Below are 18,379 nucleotides of genomic sequence, written 5' to 3'. Positions count from 1 at the left end.
AGACCCTAGGCTTGATCGAGCATCCATCCGCTAGTCCCCTTGGATACAGTGCGAGACAGGCCAATACCACTGGCCTGTCTCGCAAGGCCTCGCGACTATTCGAGACCGCGCTTCTTGAACGACTCGTCGATCTTCTTGTCGACCTGCTTGCGAACCTGATCGATGCTGAAGCTCGCCGGGCGCTGGCTCGGCGGATAATTGACAAACGTCTCCAGGAACGCCGACGCTTTTTGAGCGCCCAGGAAGCCGAGATAGACATTCTCGAGACGCCACTGATCATAAAGGCTGCCAGATATCTCCGCATGTTCATATGGATCCATGCGCAGATTGAACATCTTCGGAACACGCAGCGCCTTGAACGGATTCGCCCAAACGTCGAATTGTCCAGGCAGTTCCTGCTTCTCGAAAACGAGCTTCCAATTTCCGCTGCGCATGGCGACGAGATCGCCGTCGTCATTGAAGTAGTAGAATTCGTCGCGAGCGCTCTTGTCCGTCTTGCCTGTGATGTAGTCCAGCTGATTGAACCCATCGAGGTGATCTCGGAAGGTGGTCGGGTTGCCCTGGGGCTGCCAACCATTCAAGAGGCGCTCCTTGACGGAGGTATCCCCGGCCGCGGCAAGCAGGGTTGGGAACCAGTCGAGACCCGAAACGATGCCGTTGGCTGTCTCGCCGGCCTTCACGCGGCCCGGCCAACGAATCATCGCCGGAACGCGGAACGCGCCTTCCCAGTTGGTGTCCTTCTCCGAACGGAACGGCGTGGTCGCCGCGTCCGGCCAGGTGAAGGCGTTCGGACCGTTATCGGTCGAGTAGATAACGATCGTATTGTCGGCGATCTTTAGATCGTCGAGCATCTTCAGCAGTTTGCCTACATTCTGGTCCATCTCCCACATGCCGTCGGCATATTCATTGCCAGGCATGCCGCTCTTGCCGCGATACTCCGGCCGAACATGCGTGAAGATGTGCATGCGGGTGAAGTTCATCCAGGTGAAGAAGGGTTTGTTGGCCCGCGCCTGTCGCTGCATGAAATCGATCGCGGCGCCCGTCGTCTCGTCGTCGACAGTTTCCATGCGCTTGCGCGTGAGCGGTCCGGTGTCCTCGATCTTGCCGTCGGCGGACGCCTTGATGACACCGCGTGGAGAATAGGCTTTGATAAAGGCGGGATCGTCCTTCGGGAAATAGGGTCGTTCTGGCTCCTCTTCGGCGTTCAGGTGGTAAAGATTGCCGAAGAATTCGTCGAAGCCGTGCGCCGTCGGAAGGTATTCGTCCCGGTCACCGAGATGGTTCTTGCCGAACTGTCCGGTCGCATAGCCAAGCGGCTTGAGGGCTTGAGCTATCGTGATGTCTCCCTTCTGGAGGCCCACCGTCGCGCCGGGGACGCCGACCTTGCAGAGCCCGGTACGCAGACAGGCTTGCCCGGTGATGAAGGTCGAGCGGCCGGCCGTGCAGCTGTTCTCGGCATAGTAGTCGGTGAAGATCATGCCTTCATTGGCGATCCGGTCGATGTTCGGCGTCCTGTAGCCGACCACACCGCGCGTGTAGGCGCTGATGTTGGATTGGCCGACATCGTCGCCGAAGATCACGAGGATGTTCGGCTTGGCCGCGTTCGGCTGCTGCGCTGAGGCGGGAGACCCGGCAAATGGCGCCAGGCTTGTCGCGACCAACGCCGCCGCGAACAAGCCACGAAGCAACCCTCCGCGACTACCGGACTGCCTGGCAACGATATTGCTCTCATCGCTCATTCTGACGCTCCTTGCTTGTCGAACGGTCTTTGTGACGATTGAGAATCGGGTCGGCGCACCACGCAACGAAAGCCGACATGGCTGGTCGACGTATCGACCGGTTCGGCATGCCGCGCGGCGGGGCGATAACGGCGGCAATAGTTCGGGGCGCAGAGATGCGAGCCGCCCTTCAGCACCTTCCGCGGAATCCTGATCGCGGGCTGGACGGGGTCGTAGCTCGCCTCCTCGCGACCGCCGCGCGGATTCTGGGGGATGCAGCAGGGCTTCGCGGCGTCGGCCTCATGACGGGCGGACCACCAGTCGGCGGTCCACTCCCAGATATTGCCGATCATGTCGTGGACGCCGTAGCCGTTGGGCGGAAACGCGGTCACCGGCGAAGTCCGGTCGAAGCCGTCCTCGCAGAGGTTTTGAATCGGGAAGTTGCCCTGCCACGTGTTGGCCATGTGCTTGCCGCCGGGCGTCAAGGCATTGCCCCAGGCGAACTCCTCGGCCTCGAGCCCGCCGCGCGCCGCGAACTCCCACTCCGCTTCGGTCGGAAGTTCCTTGCCGGCCCATTTGGCGTAGGCGAGCGCATCGGCATAGGCGACGTGGACCACCGGATGGCTGCCGAGCACGTTGATGTTGCTGCGCGGGCCGTAGGGGCGGCGCCAGTTCGCGCCCTTCATCAAGGTCCACCATTGGCTCCAGTCCCGCAGGGTGGTGACCCGGCGCGGCGGCTGAAACACCAGCGAGCCGGCGTAGAGCATATGCGGCAGCGCACCCGGATATTGCGCGGGGTCTGGCGGCCGCTCGGCAACCGTGATGTGCCCGGTCTCCCGCACGAATTCGCGGAATTGAGCGTTGGTCACCGGGGTGCGGTCGATCCAGAAGCCGTCGACCGACGCGCGATGCGCCGGCGCCTCCTCAGGATAGTGCTGGTCGGAGCCCATGCGGAACGTGCCACCGGGAATCCAGACCATGTCGTCGGTCTGGACGCGGTCCTCACGCTCTCGCTCAGTGGGGGCGATCTCTACCCGGGACATGGCGATGCACCTCTTTGCGCATTACCGCGAGCAATAGTCCCAGAAGCCCTGTGTTCGCGACGGGTCGGTGTAGTACCAGCACATGCCCGCCGCCGGCGGCGGTCCCGCCCAGGCGGCTGCGCTCGCCGCGCTGACGAAACCGATCGCTGCGCCGGCCGCGACCGCGCCCCCGATCGGCCAGCCGTACCAGCCGGGCCGCGCCCAACCTCCCGGCCGTGGTCCGACCCAGCGCGTGCCGCCGCCGTGCCAGCCGGGCCTCACTCCTGGGCGCACAACCGTCCGGCTACGATAAGCAACCGCACCGCCGCGCGGTCCCACCGCAACCCCGCCCCGGCGCGCAACAGCGCGCACCTGCACAACGTTACCGCTGCCTTCTTGCTGTTTGATGATCGGCAGTGAAGCGGAAGAGCCGATGCTGACCGCCGACGCCGGGCCGGCTTGCGCGACGATCGCGGCTGCTCCAATGAGCGCCAGACGGAAAATCCTGTTGAAGATCGCAGCCTTACGATCCCGGTGACCGAACGTCGTCCATGATTGCGTCGTGCCTGAGTGCATTGTCGCGCCCTTCCATTTTTCTGTGCTGCACTTTTCGGCAGCGTTGATCAGTCAGGCCTTCTTCCCTTTTTTCCTCCGTTGCCAATCCATGTGCACACTTGCGTGCACAGGATTCTCCATCGTGACCCGTTCCACTGGACGTTGTCACGAGCGAATTCTGCTGTCAGTTCAAACGATAGCGGAACGCACTATACAAGTGATGTGCACTTTGTGCCAATCTCAACCCCGAGGCGTGCAGGCTTAACGAAAGATGCTCCAATTCGATCAATCCGATCCGGTCGGCCTTATTGCTTTCTCGGAAAAACAAGCGAAAATCTGCACGTTAGCAAATCCACCACCACGATCTCGCCATGCGACTCAAACCAATTTAGGCACATTGTCGCGGCCGCACTTTTTGTACCAACTTCAAGCATTTGGTTTTAGTAGATTAATCGCGCTGCAGTTGTGAACGTGGATATGGGCCAGCACCTGACGGTCAGCACCGGCGAGCTTGACGGCTTCGAGGGTCTCCACGATGCCGTCAAAGGCTCGCATGTCGAAGTCATGCAGCTTGAGCGCGGCAAGTTGCGCGGCACATTGTCTCACGTCGGGATCGGTGACTTTTCGCTCAGCATCGGCGCGTTCAATGTCGGGGTCCGCACCCAGCGCATCTCGACCGATCCCAAGCTGATCATCGGAATGCTGCTGAACGCGACCGACCGTGTCACGCATTGGGCGTTCGACATGCAGCCGGCCGATGTGCTGGTGATTCCACCGTCGGTCGAGCATGACGGGGTCTTTCACAGCGCTTCGTCCTACGCCGCCATCCGCTTCGATCTGGCTGATCTGCCCGACATATTCGGCGGCGAGCCGCGGCTCGCCGACGCCGAAACCTGGCAGGCCAAGAACCACTTTCGCGCCGACCCCACGATCGGCATGGGCGCGGCGGACAAACTGCCGCGGATCGTTGCGCACCTCGCGCGCTATCCGGACGCCTTGACGGACGCGTCGGCCGACTTCTGGAAGCGCGCGATCGTCGACTGCGTGACCGCGACCGTCGTGACATCGCTGCCGCCCGACGGAACGAGCTATCTGCCGTCGGCGATGCGCTTGGTGCGCCACGTCGAGGACTATCTGCACGCCGCGGGCACGCGCCCGGTCCATGTTTCGGAAATCTGCACCGAGCTTCGGCTGTCGCGACGCAGCCTGCACCGCGCCTTCCACGAAGTGTTCGGGGTCGGCCCGGTGACGTTCCTGCGCTACAAGCGGCTTTGCATGATCCGTTCGATCCTGCGCGAAAGCACCCCGGACCAGACCACCGTCTCCAAGGTTGCAATCGAACAGGGCTTCATCGAGCTCGGGCGTTTCTCGCAATATTACCGCGCGATGTTCGGGGAGTATCCGTCGCAGACGCTCGGTTACGCGGGGTAGAGCGTTTTCGAGCGAAGTGGATACCGGTTCGCGTGAAGAAAGCGCGTCAAAATGAGAGTCTAGAGCCCCGTTCCGATTCAATCGGAACGGAAATGGCTCTAGCGCGATCCAGCCGCTACGCTTGCGCAAACTCATCTCGCTCGCGCCGGATCGCCATTGCCTGACAGCACCTGCGCGGCGCCGCCGATGCCGCGGCGGAAAGCTTCATCGAAGGTGACGCCGCGAAACTGCCATTTGTAATCCTTGCCGTGCCAGGCCATCCGCCATTGCGTGGCCCAGCCGAGATCCTTGTCGTCCCAGACCAGCCGACCGAGCAGGGTGGCCTCGCCGCCTTGCGCCGCGACGATCGAACTCAGCTTCGCCGGCGGCGTCTTCAACAGTTCGGCGGCGGTGACGCTGGCGCTCGTCAATGCCGCTGTATCGGGCAGCACGAAGCGCATGCCGCGTTTTCCGGCCGCAGCCGCAAGCGCGTCGCGTTGCAGGTCGGACTGCGTCCCGTCGGATGTGACGATGTAGTCCTTCGGACCGTGCTGCATCTCGGCGAAGACGCCGAGCACCGGCCGCTGCGACCGCCACGGCTTGAGACCGAGCCTGGCGAGAATGCCGTCGATCTTCTTCTCGTCGAAATCCACCGTCAGGTCGTAAGGCCGGTCGCGGGTGCCCTGCTCGTCATGATGCGGCTTGCCGGCATATTGATCGTGATAGTCGAAGCTGCTGACGAACGCCTTGGCCTTCGATTTGTATGCGGCTAGCCGGCGGTCGCCTGCCAGCATCGGCTGACCGGAAACCTTGATCAGCACATCTTCCAGACACGCACCGAAGCCTATGATGCGGTTCGGCTCGCCCTGGCCGGTGACGACGGTCTGCGCGCGGTAGAGGCTGTCGTCTGCCGCGGCCATCGCACCACTGCAAGCGATCCATGCAGCGGCAAGCAGCACGCAAACCGCGCCGCGTGCGAGCGTTGCGATCAGATCGCGCTTCGTCTCAAGCAAGGCAGCCATGGTCACCTCCGCACGGTCACTTCATTGCCGCCACAGATTGGCGGTATTTCCCGGTCGCGCGCCAACGCGTTCGGGCATGCGCGCCATTCCATCGGCCGCCCTGCGCGCTATGGCCACGCGCGGCAGGCCTGACATATGCTCGGCGCATGCGCGGCGGCGCCGCAAGCGCTGCCCAACACAAGAGCACCGAGCAGGAGACGTTCCGTGAAATGCTATGAGTTGCAAGGCCCCGGCGGCGTCGATGCGCTGGCGCTGGTCGACAAGCCGGTTCCGCAAGCCGGCCCGGGCGAGGTCCTGGTACGGCTGAAGGCGGCGACGCTGAACTATCGCGACCTGCTCACGGTCAAGGGCGGTTACGGCTCGCGTCAGAAATTTCCGCTGGTGCCGGTCTCCGACGGCGCCGGCGTGGTCGAGGCGGTCGGCGCCGGCGTCAGGAGCTTCGCACCCGGCGATCGCGTGATCGGCAGCTTCTTCGAAAGCTGGCTCGCCGGCGAGCCGAGCGAGGCGCGGATGCGCGCGGCGCTCGGCGGCAGCGTCGACGGTGTGCTGACCGAGTACCGGGTCTTCCCCGCGCATGCGCTGGTGCGCACGCCGGATCATCTGAACGACATCGAGGCCGCGGCACTGCCATGCGCCGGCCTGACGGCGTGGAGCGCGGTGGTCAAGCTCGGCGACATCAAGCCGGGGCAGACGGTGCTGACCCAGGGCACCGGCGGCGTCTCGCTGTTCGCGCTGCAATTCGCCAAGATGTGCGGCGCCCGCGTCATCGCGACCTCCTCCAGCGACGCCAAGATCGCGCGGCTGAAGCAGCTCGGCGCAGATGTCACGCTCAACTACAAGTCCACGCCCGATTGGGGCAAGAGGGCGCGCGAGCTGACCGGGCGCGGCGTCGACCTCGTCGTCGAGGTCGGCGGCGTCGGCACGCTGAACGAATCGATCCGCGCCACCAGGATCGGCGGCACCATCGCCTTTATCGGCGTGCTCGCGGGTCCCGCCGCGTCCGACACGCGGCTGCCGCTGATGGTGATGCAGCAGCAGCGGCTGCAGGGCGTCACCGTCGGCTCGATCGAGGACCTGCAGGCGTTGTGCGACGGCATCAGCCTGCACGGCGTCAAGCCCGTGATCGACAAGGTGTTCGCGTTCGACCAGGTCAAGGCCGCGTTCGCCCACATGGCGAGTGGCGCGCATTTCGGCAAGATCGCGATTGCGATTGGCTAGCGTGCCTGCGATCAAGGATTACCGTCCCGTGAACTGAGCCTTGCGTTTCTCGACGAAGGCCTGGCGGCCTTCCTTCGCGTCGGCGCTCTCGCGGATCACCTGCTGCAGTTCGATCTCGCGGCGGAACTGATCCGCGTAGCTGGCGTGCTCGCTCTCCTCGAGCAGCTGCCGCGTCGCGACCAGCGCGCGCGTCGGTCCGTCGGCGAGACGGCCGGCGAGCGCCTTTGCTTCATCGAGCAGTTTGGCATCGTCGACCACGTCGCGCACCAATCCCCACTCCTTGGCCCGCTCGGCCGGCAGCGGCTCGTTCAGCAGCATCAGGTCGAGCGCGCGCTGGCGGCCGATCAGGCGCGGCAACAGCCAGGTCGAGCCGAGATCGGGCACCAGGCCGATCCGGCTGAACACCTGGATGAAGCTCGCCGAGCGCGCCGCCAGGATGATGTCGCCGGACATCGCGAGGCTGAAGCCGCCGCCGGCCGCGACGCCGTTGACCGCGACCACGACAGGCATGCGGCATTCGCGCAAGGCCTGCATCGCCGGCCAATAATGCCTCATCACGCCGGTGTAGATGTTGTCGCCGAGCGACTGGAACGCCTTGAGGTTCTGCCCGGAGCAGAAGCCGCGTCCCTCCCCGGTCAGGACCAGCGCGCGGATGTCCGGATCGAGGCTCATCTCGCCGACGGCGCGCGCGAGATCGCCGAGCAGTTCCGGCGTCATGGCGTTCAGGCTCGCGGGATCGTTGAGCGTCAGGATGCCGACCTTGCCGTCCCGTTCACGCTTCACACCAGTCATTTTCCGCTCCCTGAAATTGGTTCTTGTTGTTGCACTGACAGTGCCATGCTTGGCATGCTACGCCAACGTGTCCCACCCGCAACAAGAACAGCGAAAGCAACGCCATGTCCGACCAGTTCTCCAACTCGCAAGTGATCCGCAAGCCGGCCGTCAGCGCCAAGGGCGGCATCGTCGCCGCACAGTCGCGCCGGGCGGCCGCGGTCGGCGCGGAGGTATTGGCTGCGGGCGGGGATTGCGTCGACGCCGTGATCGCAACCACCTTCGCGCTTGGCGTCGTTGAGCCCTGGATGAGCGGCGCCGGCGGCGGCGGCGCGATGGTGCTCTATCGCGCCAAGGAGAACCGCGTCGAGGTGATCGACTACGGCATGCGCGCGCCCGACGGCCTGCGCATCGAGGATTATCCGCTGACCGGCGGCGCGGCCTCCGACCTGTTCCCCTGGGCGCGGGTCAAGGACGACCGCAACCTGCACGGCCCCGGCTCGATCGCTGTGCCCGGAGTCGTTGCCGGCATGGAGGAAGCGCATCGTCGCCACGCCAAAATGCCGTGGAAGGACCTGCTGGCGCCGAGCGTCAAGCTCGCCGGCGAGGGCCTTCTGGTCGATTGGTGGACCACCGCGATGATCGCAAGCTCCGCCGCCGATCTGCGGCGCTATCCCGCCAGCGCGGCGGCGTATCTGCAGGATGGCCTGCCGCCGAATGCGCAATGGGGCATCAGGTCGGTGGTCCGCATGCCGCAGGACAGGCTGAAGGCCACGATGGCGCAGCTCGCCGCGGCCGGCCCGCGCGATTTCTACGAGGGCGATCTGGCGCGCAGCATCGCCGACGACATCCAGGCCGCCGGCGGCGCGCTGTCGGTGCGCGACCTCGCCGCCTTCCGTGCCCATCTGCGCGAGCCGTTGAAAATTCCCTATCGCGGCGGCACGGTCTATGCGACGCCGGAGCTGACCGCGGGTCCGACCATGGCGCGCACGCTCGGCCTTTTGCAAAAGGCGCTGGCGCCCGCGCAGGGCGGTCCGGATGCGGCGGCCTACGCAGCCTATGCCGAGGCGCTGCAAGCCGCCTATCGCGAGCGGCTGAAGGACATGGGCGACGTCGATGGCCGGCGCGCGCTCGGCGCCGAAGCGATTGCGCCAAGCTGCACCACGCATTTTTCCGCGGTCGACCGCGATGGCAACATGGCCGCGGTGACGCAGACGCTGCTGTCGACTTTCGGCTCCAAATTCGTGACGCCGAACACCGGGCTGACCATGAACAACGGCATCATGTGGTTCGATCCGACGCAAGGCAATCCGAACTCGCTCGCGCCCGGCAAGCGCTGCCTGACCAACTACACGCCTGTCGTGGCGCAGGCCGCCGACGGCCGCACGCTTGCCGCGGGCGCATCGGGCGGCCGCCGCATCCTGCCGGCGGTGTCGCAGCTACTTTCCTTCGTGATGGATTTCGGCATGGATCTCGACGCCGCGATCCACCAGCCCCGCATCGACGCCAGCGAGGGCGCCGTGGTGATCGGCGACAAGCGCCTGCCCGCCAGCGTGCGCGAGGCGCTGCGCGGCCGCTTCGACTTCGAGGAGGCCCGCATCCAGACCCTGCCGATGAAGTTCGCCTGCCCGAGCGTCGTGCTGCGCGACGGCACCACCAACAGCGGCGTCACCGAGCCGTTCCAGCCCTGGGGCGACGCGGTCGCGGAGGGGTGACGGCCAGTCGCGCGGTTCATTGACGTCGTCGTCCCTGCTCCCGTGCGCAATTGCGCACTAGGCAGGGACGACACCGAGTTCATTGCATGACCCGAACGGGCTGATACATTTGGACCGACAACAATCGCGGTGACCGGCTTGAGTGAAGCAAGCGCAGACGTGCCGCCCGGCGCGCGACTTCTTGGACGCGAGTGGCTGGGCTTCGACGGTGAAATCGCCACGGTCCGCTTCGAGGCGCAACCCTCGTTCACCAACCGCCATGGAACGATCCAGGGCGGTTTCCTTGCCGCGATGCTGGATTCAGCCACCGGTCTCGGCGCCCTCGCAGCGCTGCCCGCAACGCGGACCGTCGTGACCAGGACCCTCACCACGCGGTTTCTCAAACCGGCGCGCATCGGCCCGATCACGGCCAAGGCGAAGGTCGTCTCGCAGACCGACCGCGACATGATCGTCGAAGCCGATCTGATCGACGCCAGCGGTGTGACGGTCGCCAGCGCCACCGCCGAGTTGCGGATTCTGGACAAGCGATAGCCGTGCGGCAGGATTCGATCGCGTCACGCCTCTCGACCTGCTCCCATCTGCCTGGTGGCGCAGGTCCGATCGATCAGCAATCCCTACATCGCGCCAGCAGGGTGACTTCGTTCAGTCCGTAGCCGTCGATGGTCTCGACGGTGCAGCCAAGCTCGCGTTCGCAATAATCGATCCACGGCTCGGGGCTGGTGCAATAGAGCTGCACCGGCGACGCATCGGCGGCCGCCGTGCCTTCCGTCCCGCCGGTAACGAAGTTGACGCTGAAGCCACGCAGGCTGGCGCGGCGCAGGTCGGCCAGCATCCCGGCGACAAATGCCTCCCAGGATCTGCGGCAGCCGCCGACATCGACATTCATGATGCCGCTCGCGACCGAATAGGTCGCGCGACGCAGGCTGCCCTTGCCGACCTTGAAGCGGCGCCCCGGCGCCGAGAAACGGCGGCGCGCGCGGCTGATCATGGCGAACGACAGGTCGATCCCGAGATAGTCGATCTCGGCTTGCGGATGGCGCCTTGCAAGATAGGCGCACAGCGCGCCGTATCCGCAGCCGATGTCGTTCAGGCTGAACGGTGCGGAGAAGTCGCAGAGCTTCAGCAACTGGACGAAGCGCAGGTCCTGGGTGGCCTGGCAGGACCAGTCCACCCCGCGCGGGGTGGCGCCGTATTTGGCGACCCGCGCGCTGTAGTAGGATTCGACATCGGCATAGAGGTCGGAGAACCGCGCCCGGTCGCCTTCGGCGCCGAAACCTGCGGTCTCCGCTGCGATGCTCACGTCTTGCTCATTTCTTGGCTTTGGCCCGCCGCTGCTTCGCCATCGCAGCAAGCTCCTTGCGGGCGACCTGGCTTGGCTTGGTCGGGATCGACAGAACCCGATACGACTGGGTCGAGTAGATCAGCGGCGTATGGCCATCTGCAAACGTCACCTTCGGATTTTCCTTCATGGCGTGAACGCTAACGAGCACCGGCAGATACGGACCCTGCGTGAGCGCCTGTCGGAACGCCTGGACCACCCGCTTGTATCCGCTCACATTGGGCTGATCGGAAGGATAGTCCTTCAGCGTGCCGAGGAAAGTATACCAGCGCTTCCGCTCGACCCGGTCGGCCGGCTCGATCCCGATCAGCCGGAACGACTGTTCGAGGGGATGATTGGGAGAGAAGATGTCGAACTCCTTTTGCAGCTCCACCATCTCCATGATCCCGCCGGGACCAAACCGCTTGTTCAGCAGATCAAGGACATCGCGCGTCGTATCGTCTTGGATCATCCGTCCCATTAAAACCCCCTCAGTACCCTGTTTCCAGAAATGAAAAATCGTCGCGTCTAGCGTCGCTCAAGATGCAATCGAAGCTGATCGAGTTGTGGTGTGAAATAGACTGCCCCCGAGACATCGAGCAGATTCTGAGCGTCGCCGACAATCTCGTCAAGCTCCTCATGTGACGTGCTGCCCAAGGCGCAAACGATCAGGCCGCGCAGCACGGTCGCGTGCAACTCGGCGACGCGATCGGTCCTTCGCCGCGCGACCGTCAGCGCCTCGTCCACCGCTTGCAGGGCCGCATGGTGGTCGGCGGCGCGATAGAGCGCCTCGGCCAGATCCGCCAGCATGCGCGCCTCGAATTCGAGGCCGGCTCGCGCAGAGCGCGCAAAGTCGATTGCTTCCTGAAGCTGGGCGGCGGCAACCTTGAAATCGCCCGCGGCGCCGCTGGCGAGGCCGGCGCTGGCGAGCGCCGCGACCCGCAGATAGGGCGTGCCGGACTGCTCGGCCAGTTCGGCGATCCTCGCCGCGTGCGGCTTGGCGAGTTCCGGCCGGCCGCGGCTCCAGCCCATCTCCACCATCGCAAAATGCGGAATGAACTGCACGACGGCGGCGAAGCGCTCCGGCTCGGCCCGCAGCACCTCGGCGATCCGCCGTTCGGCCTCGTCGAATCGGCCGAGCCGCACCAGAATTCTGGTGCCGAGACACCTGATCCAGTGCTCGACGTCGAAGCCGAGAATCTGGTTCGGGTTGAGACCGAGTGTGACGTTGTTGTGAAAGCCGCCCTGCTCGGCAATCGCGGCAACCGCCACCTGCCCCGCGTCGAGCGCCTCGGCAAGACGGCCCGACAGGAAGAACGCCTGGCTTAGCATGGCGTTGACCGTCGCAAATCGTCCGACGTCCCCGGTGCCGGAGGTGAGCTTCAAGGCGTCCTGCACGAGATTGACATAGTCATCGGCGGCCGCGGTCGCGGCCAGGATCCTGCCGTAGGCGCCGAGCAGGATCGGCTCGTGCACCGGGTCCGCCGCGCGTGCGTATTTGATCGCCTCTTCGGCGTAGGGCTTGACCTCTTCGGCGGACATTCCCTCACGCCAGCCGAAGTTGAGGATCTGGCCGCTCGACATCGCCCGCAGCCGGTCGACATATTCGGACGGGGGCTGGTCCTGCAGCAGGGCGCGAACCTTTTTCCAGCTCTTCATTGCCTCGGCGGAGTTGGTCTTGCCGATCCAGCGCGCCGCACGCTGCAAATGGGTGACCGCCTCCAGCGGCTGGCCCGCGGCCTCGTAGTGATAGGCGAGCAGCCCGGCAAACTCGTCGAGCTTGCCCCAGTCGAAGCCCTCGATCGCCTTGGCGACGGTCGCATGCAGCGTGGTCAGCCGCGACCGCAACTGCGTTGCGTAGGCGACCTCCTGGATCAATGGATGGCGAAACGCCAGCAGTCCCTTGTCGTAGGGCGGCAGGTCGTACAGCAGCTCGGCCTGGCGCAGCTGCGCGATGGCGTTCTGCAAATCGTCGTTCGGCAACGCCGCGACCGGACGCAGCACCGACATCGCGACCAGCCGGCCGATCACCGCCGCCGTCTCGAGCACCTGCTTGGCGATATCCTCGAGGTGATCGATGCGGGCGGCCACGACGGCCTGCACCGTCGCGGGCAGCGGCACCGCATCGACGCCATGCTTGAGCCGGTAGTTGCCGCGTTCGCCCTCGACATTGCCGCGCTCCACGACGGTGTTGGCAAGCTCCTCGATGAAGAACGGATTGCCCTGCGCGCGTTCGATGACATTGCTGCTCAGCGAGGCCAGCGAGGGATGCCTGCCGAAATGCTCGCGGAGCAGCTCGTTCGAATCGGACCACGGCAGCGGCGGGATGGCGATCTGACGGTAGTGAGACCGCTGCATGAAAGGTGCCGTGAAGCCCGGCCTGAAATTGACCACCAGCAACGTCGCGGTGCCGACGATGGCATCGACCAGCGTCTCGACGAACTCTTCGCTCGCGGCGTCGATCCAGTGCAGGTCCTCGATCATGACGACCGCCGGCGTGTCCCCGGGGCGTGCATGCACCAGCGTTCGAACGAGATCGAGCAGTTGCAGCCGCAGCGCGCGCGGATCGAGCTTCGGTGCCGGATACGCCGGATCGGCAAGCCCGAGGAATTCGAGCAGCACCAGCAATTCCTGCTCCGACGCGGCCATCTCGGCAAAACGGTCGATGACGCGACGCCGGGATGTCTCGATCGGCTCCTTGGCGCGGATGCCGAAGATGTCGCGCAACAGCTCGAGCACGGGCTGGAACGGTGTTGCGCGGCCATGCGCCAGCACGCGGGCCTCGTAGACGCGAATGCCCTTGCGGCGGCAGTTTTCGGCGAACTCGAAGCAGAGCCGGCTCTTGCCGATGCCGGCGTCGCCGACCATGCCGACGACCCGGCCGTCGCCGCCAACTGCACGCGACAGCTCATGCTCCAACGCCGCCATCTGCTCGGTCCGGTTGACCATCGAGGTCAGGCGGCGGCCGCTGCGGAAAACGTCGCTGGCGGGCGCGCTGAGCAGCCCGGTCAGCCTGAAGACCTCAACCGGCGAGGAGATGCCGCGAATGGTCTGCATGCCGAGCGGCATCACCTCGACGAATTGCCTGGCGCCGAGATAGGTGTCCCGCGTGATGAGGATCGCCCCCTCATCGGCCATCTGCTCCATCCGGTTGGCGATATGGACGTTGGCGCCGGCGGCGTCGTAGGTCTGATAGATTGTGTTTTCCACCGTTTGAACGACGACTTCGCCGGTGTGCAGCCCGACCCGGATCTGCATGCCGGGATCGGCGAGCCTGGCCACCGAATCCTGCATGGCGAGCGCGGCGAGACAGCCGCGGACCGCATGATCTTCGTGCGGGCGCGGCGGCGCGCCGAACAGCGCCATGACGCCGTCGCCCTGGATCTTGTTGACGATTCCGTCGTAGCGGTGGACCGCCTCCTTCATCAGGTCGAGCACCGGCTCGAGGCGCCGCATGCCGAGTTCGGGATCGCCGAGGCTGTCGATCAGATTGGTCGAGTTGCGGATATCGGCAAACAGCAGAGTGAGGTTCTTGCGTTCGCCGCCCTTGGTGCTGAGCGAACGCAGCAGCCGCTGCGAGGGCGCGTCGGGACGAACGCTGCCCGCGGCGAGCGCGGTGCCGCAGCGGCCGCAGAAGCGGCTGGAGGGTCCGTTCACATGCTGACAGGAGTCACATTTGAGGCCTAATGGCGCACCGCAATCTTCACAATAATCGTTGCCAGCCCGGTTTGCGCGGCCGCATCGCTCGCACTGCATGAACAGCCTTCCAGTAAAGACTGCGAATATATCCGACGCGCGAGATTAGCCCAGCACATTCTGTAATTGTGTTAAATGCCTCACACACCGAGGTAGTCCCGCACCCGGCCGGTCAGCACGGCCGTGGTGACGCCGACCCGCCAGAAGGCGTGCATCGGGATCGGTTTGATACCGGTCACGGGCATGTCGATCTCGGCCTTGGGGCCGCCGATCAGCCGGCGCGCCAGCTGTGCGCCCATCGCGGTCGAGAGCGCGACGCCGCGGCCGTTACAGCCGAGCGAGATCAGCAAATTCTCCGCGGGCTCATGGACATGCGGGTAGTGATCGGCGGTGATGGCAAGGCGGCTGTTCCAGCCGTGGGTCCAGCTGACGCCCGTGAGCTGCGGCCATAGCCGCTCGGCGTAGCGGATCAGATAGGCGACGTCGGTCGGCTTGCTGATCCAGCGCATCGGGCCGCGGCCGCCCATCAAGAGGCGGTTGTGCTGGTCGATGCGGTAATAGACCGTGATGTGGCCGCTCTCGTAGAGCACCGACCGGGTCGGCATGATCGCGCGCGCGATCGCCTCGGACAGCGGCGCGGTTGCCGCGATCGACGAGAACACCGGCACGATGCTGCGGCGAAGCGCAGGCCAGAGATCATCGGTAAAGCCGTTGGTCGCGAGCAGCACCTTGTCGGCGAGCACGACCGCGCGCGGCGTCTCGATCCGCCAGCGGCCGCCGTCGCGGCGCAGCCGCAGCGCCGGGGTCTCGCCATGGACGGCGGCGCCGGCCCCGATCGCGGCGCGTGCCAGCCCGCGGGCATAGCTCAGCGGATGCAAATCGCCGCCGCGCGCATCCAGCATGGCGCAGAGGTAACGGTCGCTGCCGGTCATCTGGCGCATCTTGGCGGCGTCGAGCAACTTCACCGGCATGCCGCGCCGAATGCATTGCTTGGCCGTGGTCTCGATCGCCGCTGCGCTGGCTTCGTTGTAGGCGGCGCGCAGCGTGCCGTTCTGCCTGGCCTCGCAGGGGATCTGGTAGCGGCGGATCAAATCGTGCGTGAAGTTGGTGGTGCCGTAGGAGAATTCGATCATGCGGCGGCCGAGATCGTCGCCGAAATCCCGCTCGATCTGATCCGGGTCGTGTTTCAGTCCCGGATTGGTCTGCCCACCATTGTTGCCGGACGCGCCCCAGCCCGGCTCCTGCGCTTCCAGCACGGTCGCCAGCACGCCCTGCTCGGCGAGGTGCAGTGCGGTCGACAGGCCGGTAAAGCCGCCGCCGATGATCGCCACCGGCACGCTCTTGTCTGACATCAGCGGCGGCGTTGGCGTGGCCTCCACCGCGGTGTCGGCATAGAGGCTCGGTGGCAGCGGCAGGCGAATAGGCGCGTTCATTACAGGTGACCTGATCACAGCGGATGCAGCACGCGGCGCAGGAAATCCTGGGTGCGCGGGTGCTGGGGTTGGTTGAGGACGGATTTGGCGGCGCCCTGCTCGACGATGACGCCGCCGTCGATGAACAGCACGCGGTCGGCGACGTCGCGGGCAAAGCCCATTTCGTGGGTGACGACGACCATGGTCATGCCGTCGTCGGCGAGCTTGCGCATCACCGACAGCACCTCGCCGACCAGCTCCGGATCGAGCGCGGAGGTCGGCTCGTCAAACAGGATCGCCTTCGGCTGCATCGCCAGCGCACGCGCGATCGCGACGCGCTGCTGCTGACCGCCGGAGAGTTTTGGCGGATGCACCTCGGCCTTGTCAGCGAGCCCGACCTGCGCGAGCAGCGCGCGGCCGCGGGCGATCGCCTGCTCGCGCGGCTCCTTCTTCACATAAAGCGGCCCCTCGATGACGTTCTCGAGCGCGGTGCGATGCGGGAACAGGTTGAAGCGCTGGAACACCATCGAGACCTGGGTGCGGATCGCCACGATCGAGCGGTCATTGCTGTCGACGCGCGCACCCTCGACGCTGATCTCGCCGCGATCGTAGCTCTCGAGCCCGTTGATGCAACGCAGGATGGTCGACTTGCCGGAGCCGGACGGACCGATGATGCAGACCACCTCGCTCCTGGCGACGGAGGCGGTGATGCCCTTCAGCACCTCGACCTTGCCAAAGCTCTTGTGGACGTCGTTGAGCTCGATCATTTGCGGTTCGCCTTGTTCTCGAAGTGTCGAACCAGCAGGATGAGCGGGATGCTCATGGTGAGATACATCAGCGCCACCAGGGTGAACACGCTAGTGTTCTTGAAGGTCGAGGATGCGATCAGCTTGCCCTGCAGCGCCAGTTCGGCGACCGTGATGGTGGACGCCTGCGAGGAATCCTTCAGCATCATGATCATGATGTTGCCGTAGGGTGGCAGGATGATCCGAACCGCCTGCGGCAGCACCACGCGGCGCATGGTGAGCCACCAGCCCATTCCGATGGTCTGCGCTGCCTCGATCTGCCCCTTGTCGATCGCCTCGATGCCGGCGCGGAAATTTTCCGCCTGATAGGCCGAATAGGCGATGCCGAGCCCGATGATCGCGGCCTGCAGCGCCGACAGCGCGATGCCGAAATCGGGCATCACGAAATAGATGTAGAACAGCAGCACGATGATCGGGATGCCGCGGATCACGTTGATCAACGAGGCGCTGAGCCCGACCAGGACGCCGATGCCGGACACCCGCATCAAGGCCCACACAAGCCCGAGCACGGTCGACAGCAACAGCGAGCCGACGGTGACGACGATGGTCAGCCAGACACCCTGCAGCAGGATCGGCACGAACTCGACGGCGTCATGGAAGAATTTTTGCATCGGCTAAATTTATCCCGTCCCGTCACCCGCTCCCGTCATCCTGAGGAGCGGCGTCTTCGCCGCGACTCGAAGGATGAATCGGCCCGGCTGGTGGCCGTCGACCCTTCGAGACGCGCTACGCGCTCCTCAGGGTGACGGGTCACTCTTGCGTAGCCCGGCAAGCCCAGTAGAAGCACACGCGCGTCACGACGCGTTGGCCTTCTGGCCCCACTTTTCCAGGATCTTTGCGATCGTGCCGTTCGCCTTCAGCTTCGCCAGCGAGGTGTTGCTCTTCGCGAGCAGCTCGGTGTCGCTCTTGCGGACGCCGATCGCGACGGTGCCGACGGTAAACGGCTTGTAGCCGTCGACCAGCCGCACGTCGGCGAAATTGCCCTGCTGCAGATTGTAGGCGAGGATCGGATAGTCGGCGAAGCCGGCCTTGAGGCGGCCCGCATTCACGTCGCGCAGGATGTCGGGAATGGTATCGTAGACCTTGACCTCGCTGAACAGCCCGGTCTTCTTCAGCGCATCGACGAACGCCGTACCGACCTGGGCGCCGACCACGGTGCCCTTCAGATCCTCCTGCGAGGCATAGGCCTTGGTGTCGGCCTTCGGCACCACCAAACCTTCACCATAGGTGTAGACCGGCTCGGAGAAGTCGATCACCTCCTTGCGCGCGGCGGTGGCGAACATCGCGGCTGCGATGATGTCGATCTTGTTCGCGGTCAGCGAGGGGATCAGCGCCGAGAACTGCATCGGCTCGATCTGCACGGCAAAGCCGGCGTCCTTGCCGATCTCGGTGGCGAGATCAACCATGATGCCCTGGATCGAGTTGGTCTTGGTGTCGAGGAAGGTGAAGGGAATGCCGGTCGGGGTCGAGCCGACCTTGAGCACCTGCTGCGCCCCTGACGGCGCGGTCAAGGCAAGGGCGAGCGCCGCCACCGCGGCCTGGACGAGACGCTGAAACGACATCGCAACACCTCCCGAAGCTGGCCTTGGCGCCGCATCGCCCGCGCGTTTCGGGCTTTTGGTTGCGGTCGACGCCGTTCCGGCCTATTTTCACCAATATGAAATTGTGGTCACGAAACCGCGGCCAATGCAAGCGGTTTTCATGCACATGAAGGAA

Annotated in this window: 16 protein-coding genes; 4 read left to right on the top strand and 12 right to left on the bottom strand. The window is 65.1% G+C overall.

What is annotated here, in order from left to right; genetic code table 11:
* Positions 1–95 precede the first annotated feature (95 nt).
* The 3 genes from J6525_RS18520 to J6525_RS18510 are packed head-to-tail and all read right to left on the bottom strand — an operon-like array spanning position 96 to position 3,316.
* Positions 96–1,739 (bottom strand): arylsulfatase, encoded by a 1,644-nt coding sequence (locus J6525_RS18520; protein WP_225645716.1) that lies wholly within the window; start codon positions 1,737–1,739, stop codon positions 96–98.
* A complete protein-coding gene (locus J6525_RS18515) occupies positions 1,736–2,761 on the bottom strand; it encodes a formylglycine-generating enzyme family protein (protein WP_225645715.1) in 1,026 nt (341 codons plus the stop codon). The genes J6525_RS18520 and J6525_RS18515 overlap by 4 nt, the downstream gene beginning before the upstream one ends.
* 21 nt (positions 2,762–2,782) lie before the next feature.
* Positions 2,783–3,316 carry a hypothetical protein gene (locus J6525_RS18510; RefSeq protein WP_092086157.1) on the bottom strand — a complete coding sequence of 178 codons (534 nt, stop codon included), beginning with the start codon at positions 3,314–3,316 and terminating at the stop codon, positions 2,783–2,785.
* 456 nt (positions 3,317–3,772) lie between these two features.
* Here J6525_RS18510 and J6525_RS18505 point away from each other — a divergent pair, with 456 nt between their 5' ends.
* Positions 3,773–4,726 carry an AraC family transcriptional regulator gene (locus J6525_RS18505; protein WP_092086160.1) on the top strand — a complete coding sequence of 318 codons (954 nt, stop codon included), beginning with the start codon at positions 3,773–3,775 and terminating at the stop codon, positions 4,724–4,726.
* A 131-nt stretch (positions 4,727–4,857) separates the two neighbouring features.
* Here the strand turns inward: J6525_RS18505 and J6525_RS18500 are convergent, their stop codons facing one another.
* The gene (locus tag J6525_RS18500; RefSeq protein WP_225645714.1) at positions 4,858–5,727 is read right to left on the bottom strand and encodes a DUF2066 domain-containing protein; all 870 of its coding nucleotides are present in this window, start codon (positions 5,725–5,727) and stop codon (positions 4,858–4,860) included.
* A gap of 204 nt (positions 5,728–5,931) precedes the next feature.
* Between J6525_RS18500 and J6525_RS18495 the strand changes: the two genes are divergently transcribed.
* Positions 5,932–6,945, top strand: a complete 1,014-nt coding sequence (locus J6525_RS18495) for a zinc-dependent alcohol dehydrogenase family protein (protein WP_225645713.1) — start codon at positions 5,932–5,934, stop codon at positions 6,943–6,945.
* An 18-nt stretch (positions 6,946–6,963) separates the two neighbouring features.
* On the opposite strand, the gene J6525_RS18490 is transcribed toward J6525_RS18495, so the two are convergent.
* On the bottom strand, positions 6,964–7,737 hold the full coding sequence (locus J6525_RS18490; RefSeq protein WP_092086169.1) for an enoyl-CoA hydratase-related protein: 774 nt from the start codon (positions 7,735–7,737) through the stop codon (positions 6,964–6,966).
* A 104-nt stretch (positions 7,738–7,841) separates the two neighbouring features.
* Between J6525_RS18490 and J6525_RS18485 the strand changes: the two genes are divergently transcribed.
* Together J6525_RS18485 and J6525_RS18480 are read left to right on the top strand one after the other, a co-directional pair.
* Entirely contained in the window at positions 7,842–9,431 is a 1,590-nt protein-coding gene (locus tag J6525_RS18485) for a gamma-glutamyltransferase (RefSeq protein WP_225645712.1), read from the top strand.
* Positions 9,432–9,569: 138 nt separating this feature from the next.
* The gene (locus tag J6525_RS18480) at positions 9,570–9,962 is read left to right on the top strand and encodes a PaaI family thioesterase (RefSeq protein WP_249796081.1); all 393 of its coding nucleotides are present in this window, start codon (positions 9,570–9,572) and stop codon (positions 9,960–9,962) included.
* 73 nt (positions 9,963–10,035) lie between these two features.
* On the opposite strand, the gene J6525_RS18475 is transcribed toward J6525_RS18480, so the two are convergent.
* The 7 genes from J6525_RS18475 to J6525_RS18445 all read right to left on the bottom strand — a co-directional run bounded on the left by J6525_RS18475 (position 10,036) and on the right by J6525_RS18445 (position 18,225).
* On the bottom strand, positions 10,036–10,731 hold the full coding sequence (locus J6525_RS18475; RefSeq protein ID WP_225645710.1) for a class I SAM-dependent methyltransferase: 696 nt from the start codon (positions 10,729–10,731) through the stop codon (positions 10,036–10,038).
* A 7-nt stretch (positions 10,732–10,738) separates the two neighbouring features.
* Complete coding sequence (locus J6525_RS18470) at positions 10,739–11,230, bottom strand: hypothetical protein (RefSeq protein ID WP_225645709.1); 492 nt, start codon at positions 11,228–11,230, stop codon at positions 10,739–10,741.
* A gap of 47 nt (positions 11,231–11,277) precedes the next feature.
* Positions 11,278–14,505, bottom strand: a complete 3,228-nt coding sequence (locus J6525_RS18465; protein ID WP_225645708.1) for an adenylate/guanylate cyclase domain-containing protein — start codon at positions 14,503–14,505, stop codon at positions 11,278–11,280.
* An 80-nt stretch (positions 14,506–14,585) separates the two neighbouring features.
* Positions 14,586–15,878 (bottom strand): NAD(P)/FAD-dependent oxidoreductase, encoded by a 1,293-nt coding sequence (locus J6525_RS18460; RefSeq protein ID WP_225645707.1) that lies wholly within the window; start codon positions 15,876–15,878, stop codon positions 14,586–14,588.
* 14 nt (positions 15,879–15,892) lie between these two features.
* Positions 15,893–16,624: an amino acid ABC transporter ATP-binding protein gene (locus J6525_RS18455; protein ID WP_225645706.1), complete on the bottom strand. Its 732-nt coding sequence runs from the start codon at positions 16,622–16,624 to the stop codon at positions 15,893–15,895.
* Positions 16,621–17,274: an amino acid ABC transporter permease gene (locus J6525_RS18450; RefSeq protein WP_092086188.1), complete on the bottom strand. Its 654-nt coding sequence runs from the start codon at positions 17,272–17,274 to the stop codon at positions 16,621–16,623. The genes J6525_RS18455 and J6525_RS18450 overlap by 4 nt, the downstream gene beginning before the upstream one ends.
* 183 nt (positions 17,275–17,457) lie before the next feature.
* The gene (locus J6525_RS18445) at positions 17,458–18,225 is read right to left on the bottom strand and encodes an ABC transporter substrate-binding protein (RefSeq protein WP_225645705.1); all 768 of its coding nucleotides are present in this window, start codon (positions 18,223–18,225) and stop codon (positions 17,458–17,460) included.
* Positions 18,226–18,379: the final 154 nt, after the last annotated feature.

Source organism: Bradyrhizobium australafricanum (assembly GCF_020329495.1).
In the GTDB taxonomy this organism is placed as follows: Bacteria; Pseudomonadota; Alphaproteobacteria; order Rhizobiales; family Xanthobacteraceae; genus Bradyrhizobium; species Bradyrhizobium australafricanum.
Note: the sequence above shows the minus strand (reverse complement) of the source record. Positions and strands in the feature narration are given on the sequence as shown.

Excerpts from the sequence above, each read along its gene's own strand:
- J6525_RS18505 (WP_092086160.1), top strand. The coding sequence starts at position 3,773 with ATGGGCCAGCACCTGACGGTCAGCACCGGCGAGCTTGACGGCTTCGAG.
- J6525_RS18490 (WP_092086169.1), bottom strand. The coding sequence starts at position 7,737 with ATGACTGGTGTGAAGCGTGAACGGGACGGCAAGGTCGGCATCCTGACG.
- J6525_RS18460 (WP_225645707.1), bottom strand. The coding sequence starts at position 15,878 with ATGAACGCGCCTATTCGCCTGCCGCTGCCACCGAGCCTCTATGCCGAC.
- J6525_RS18445 (WP_225645705.1), bottom strand. The coding sequence starts at position 18,225 with ATGTCGTTTCAGCGTCTCGTCCAGGCCGCGGTGGCGGCGCTCGCCCTT.
- J6525_RS18485 (WP_225645712.1), top strand. The coding sequence starts at position 7,842 with ATGTCCGACCAGTTCTCCAACTCGCAAGTGATCCGCAAGCCGGCCGTC.
- J6525_RS18470 (WP_225645709.1), bottom strand. The coding sequence starts at position 11,230 with ATGGGACGGATGATCCAAGACGATACGACGCGCGATGTCCTTGATCTG.
- J6525_RS18500 (WP_225645714.1), bottom strand. The coding sequence starts at position 5,727 with ATGGCTGCCTTGCTTGAGACGAAGCGCGATCTGATCGCAACGCTCGCA.
- J6525_RS18520 (WP_225645716.1), bottom strand. The coding sequence starts at position 1,739 with ATGAGCGATGAGAGCAATATCGTTGCCAGGCAGTCCGGTAGTCGCGGA.
- J6525_RS18465 (WP_225645708.1), bottom strand. The coding sequence starts at position 14,505 with ATGCAGTGCGAGCGATGCGGCCGCGCAAACCGGGCTGGCAACGATTAT.
- J6525_RS18450 (WP_092086188.1), bottom strand. The coding sequence starts at position 17,274 with ATGCAAAAATTCTTCCATGACGCCGTCGAGTTCGTGCCGATCCTGCTG.
- J6525_RS18515 (WP_225645715.1), bottom strand. The coding sequence starts at position 2,761 with ATGTCCCGGGTAGAGATCGCCCCCACTGAGCGAGAGCGTGAGGACCGC.
- J6525_RS18455 (WP_225645706.1), bottom strand. The coding sequence starts at position 16,624 with ATGATCGAGCTCAACGACGTCCACAAGAGCTTTGGCAAGGTCGAGGTG.
- J6525_RS18510 (WP_092086157.1), bottom strand. The coding sequence starts at position 3,316 with ATGCACTCAGGCACGACGCAATCATGGACGACGTTCGGTCACCGGGAT.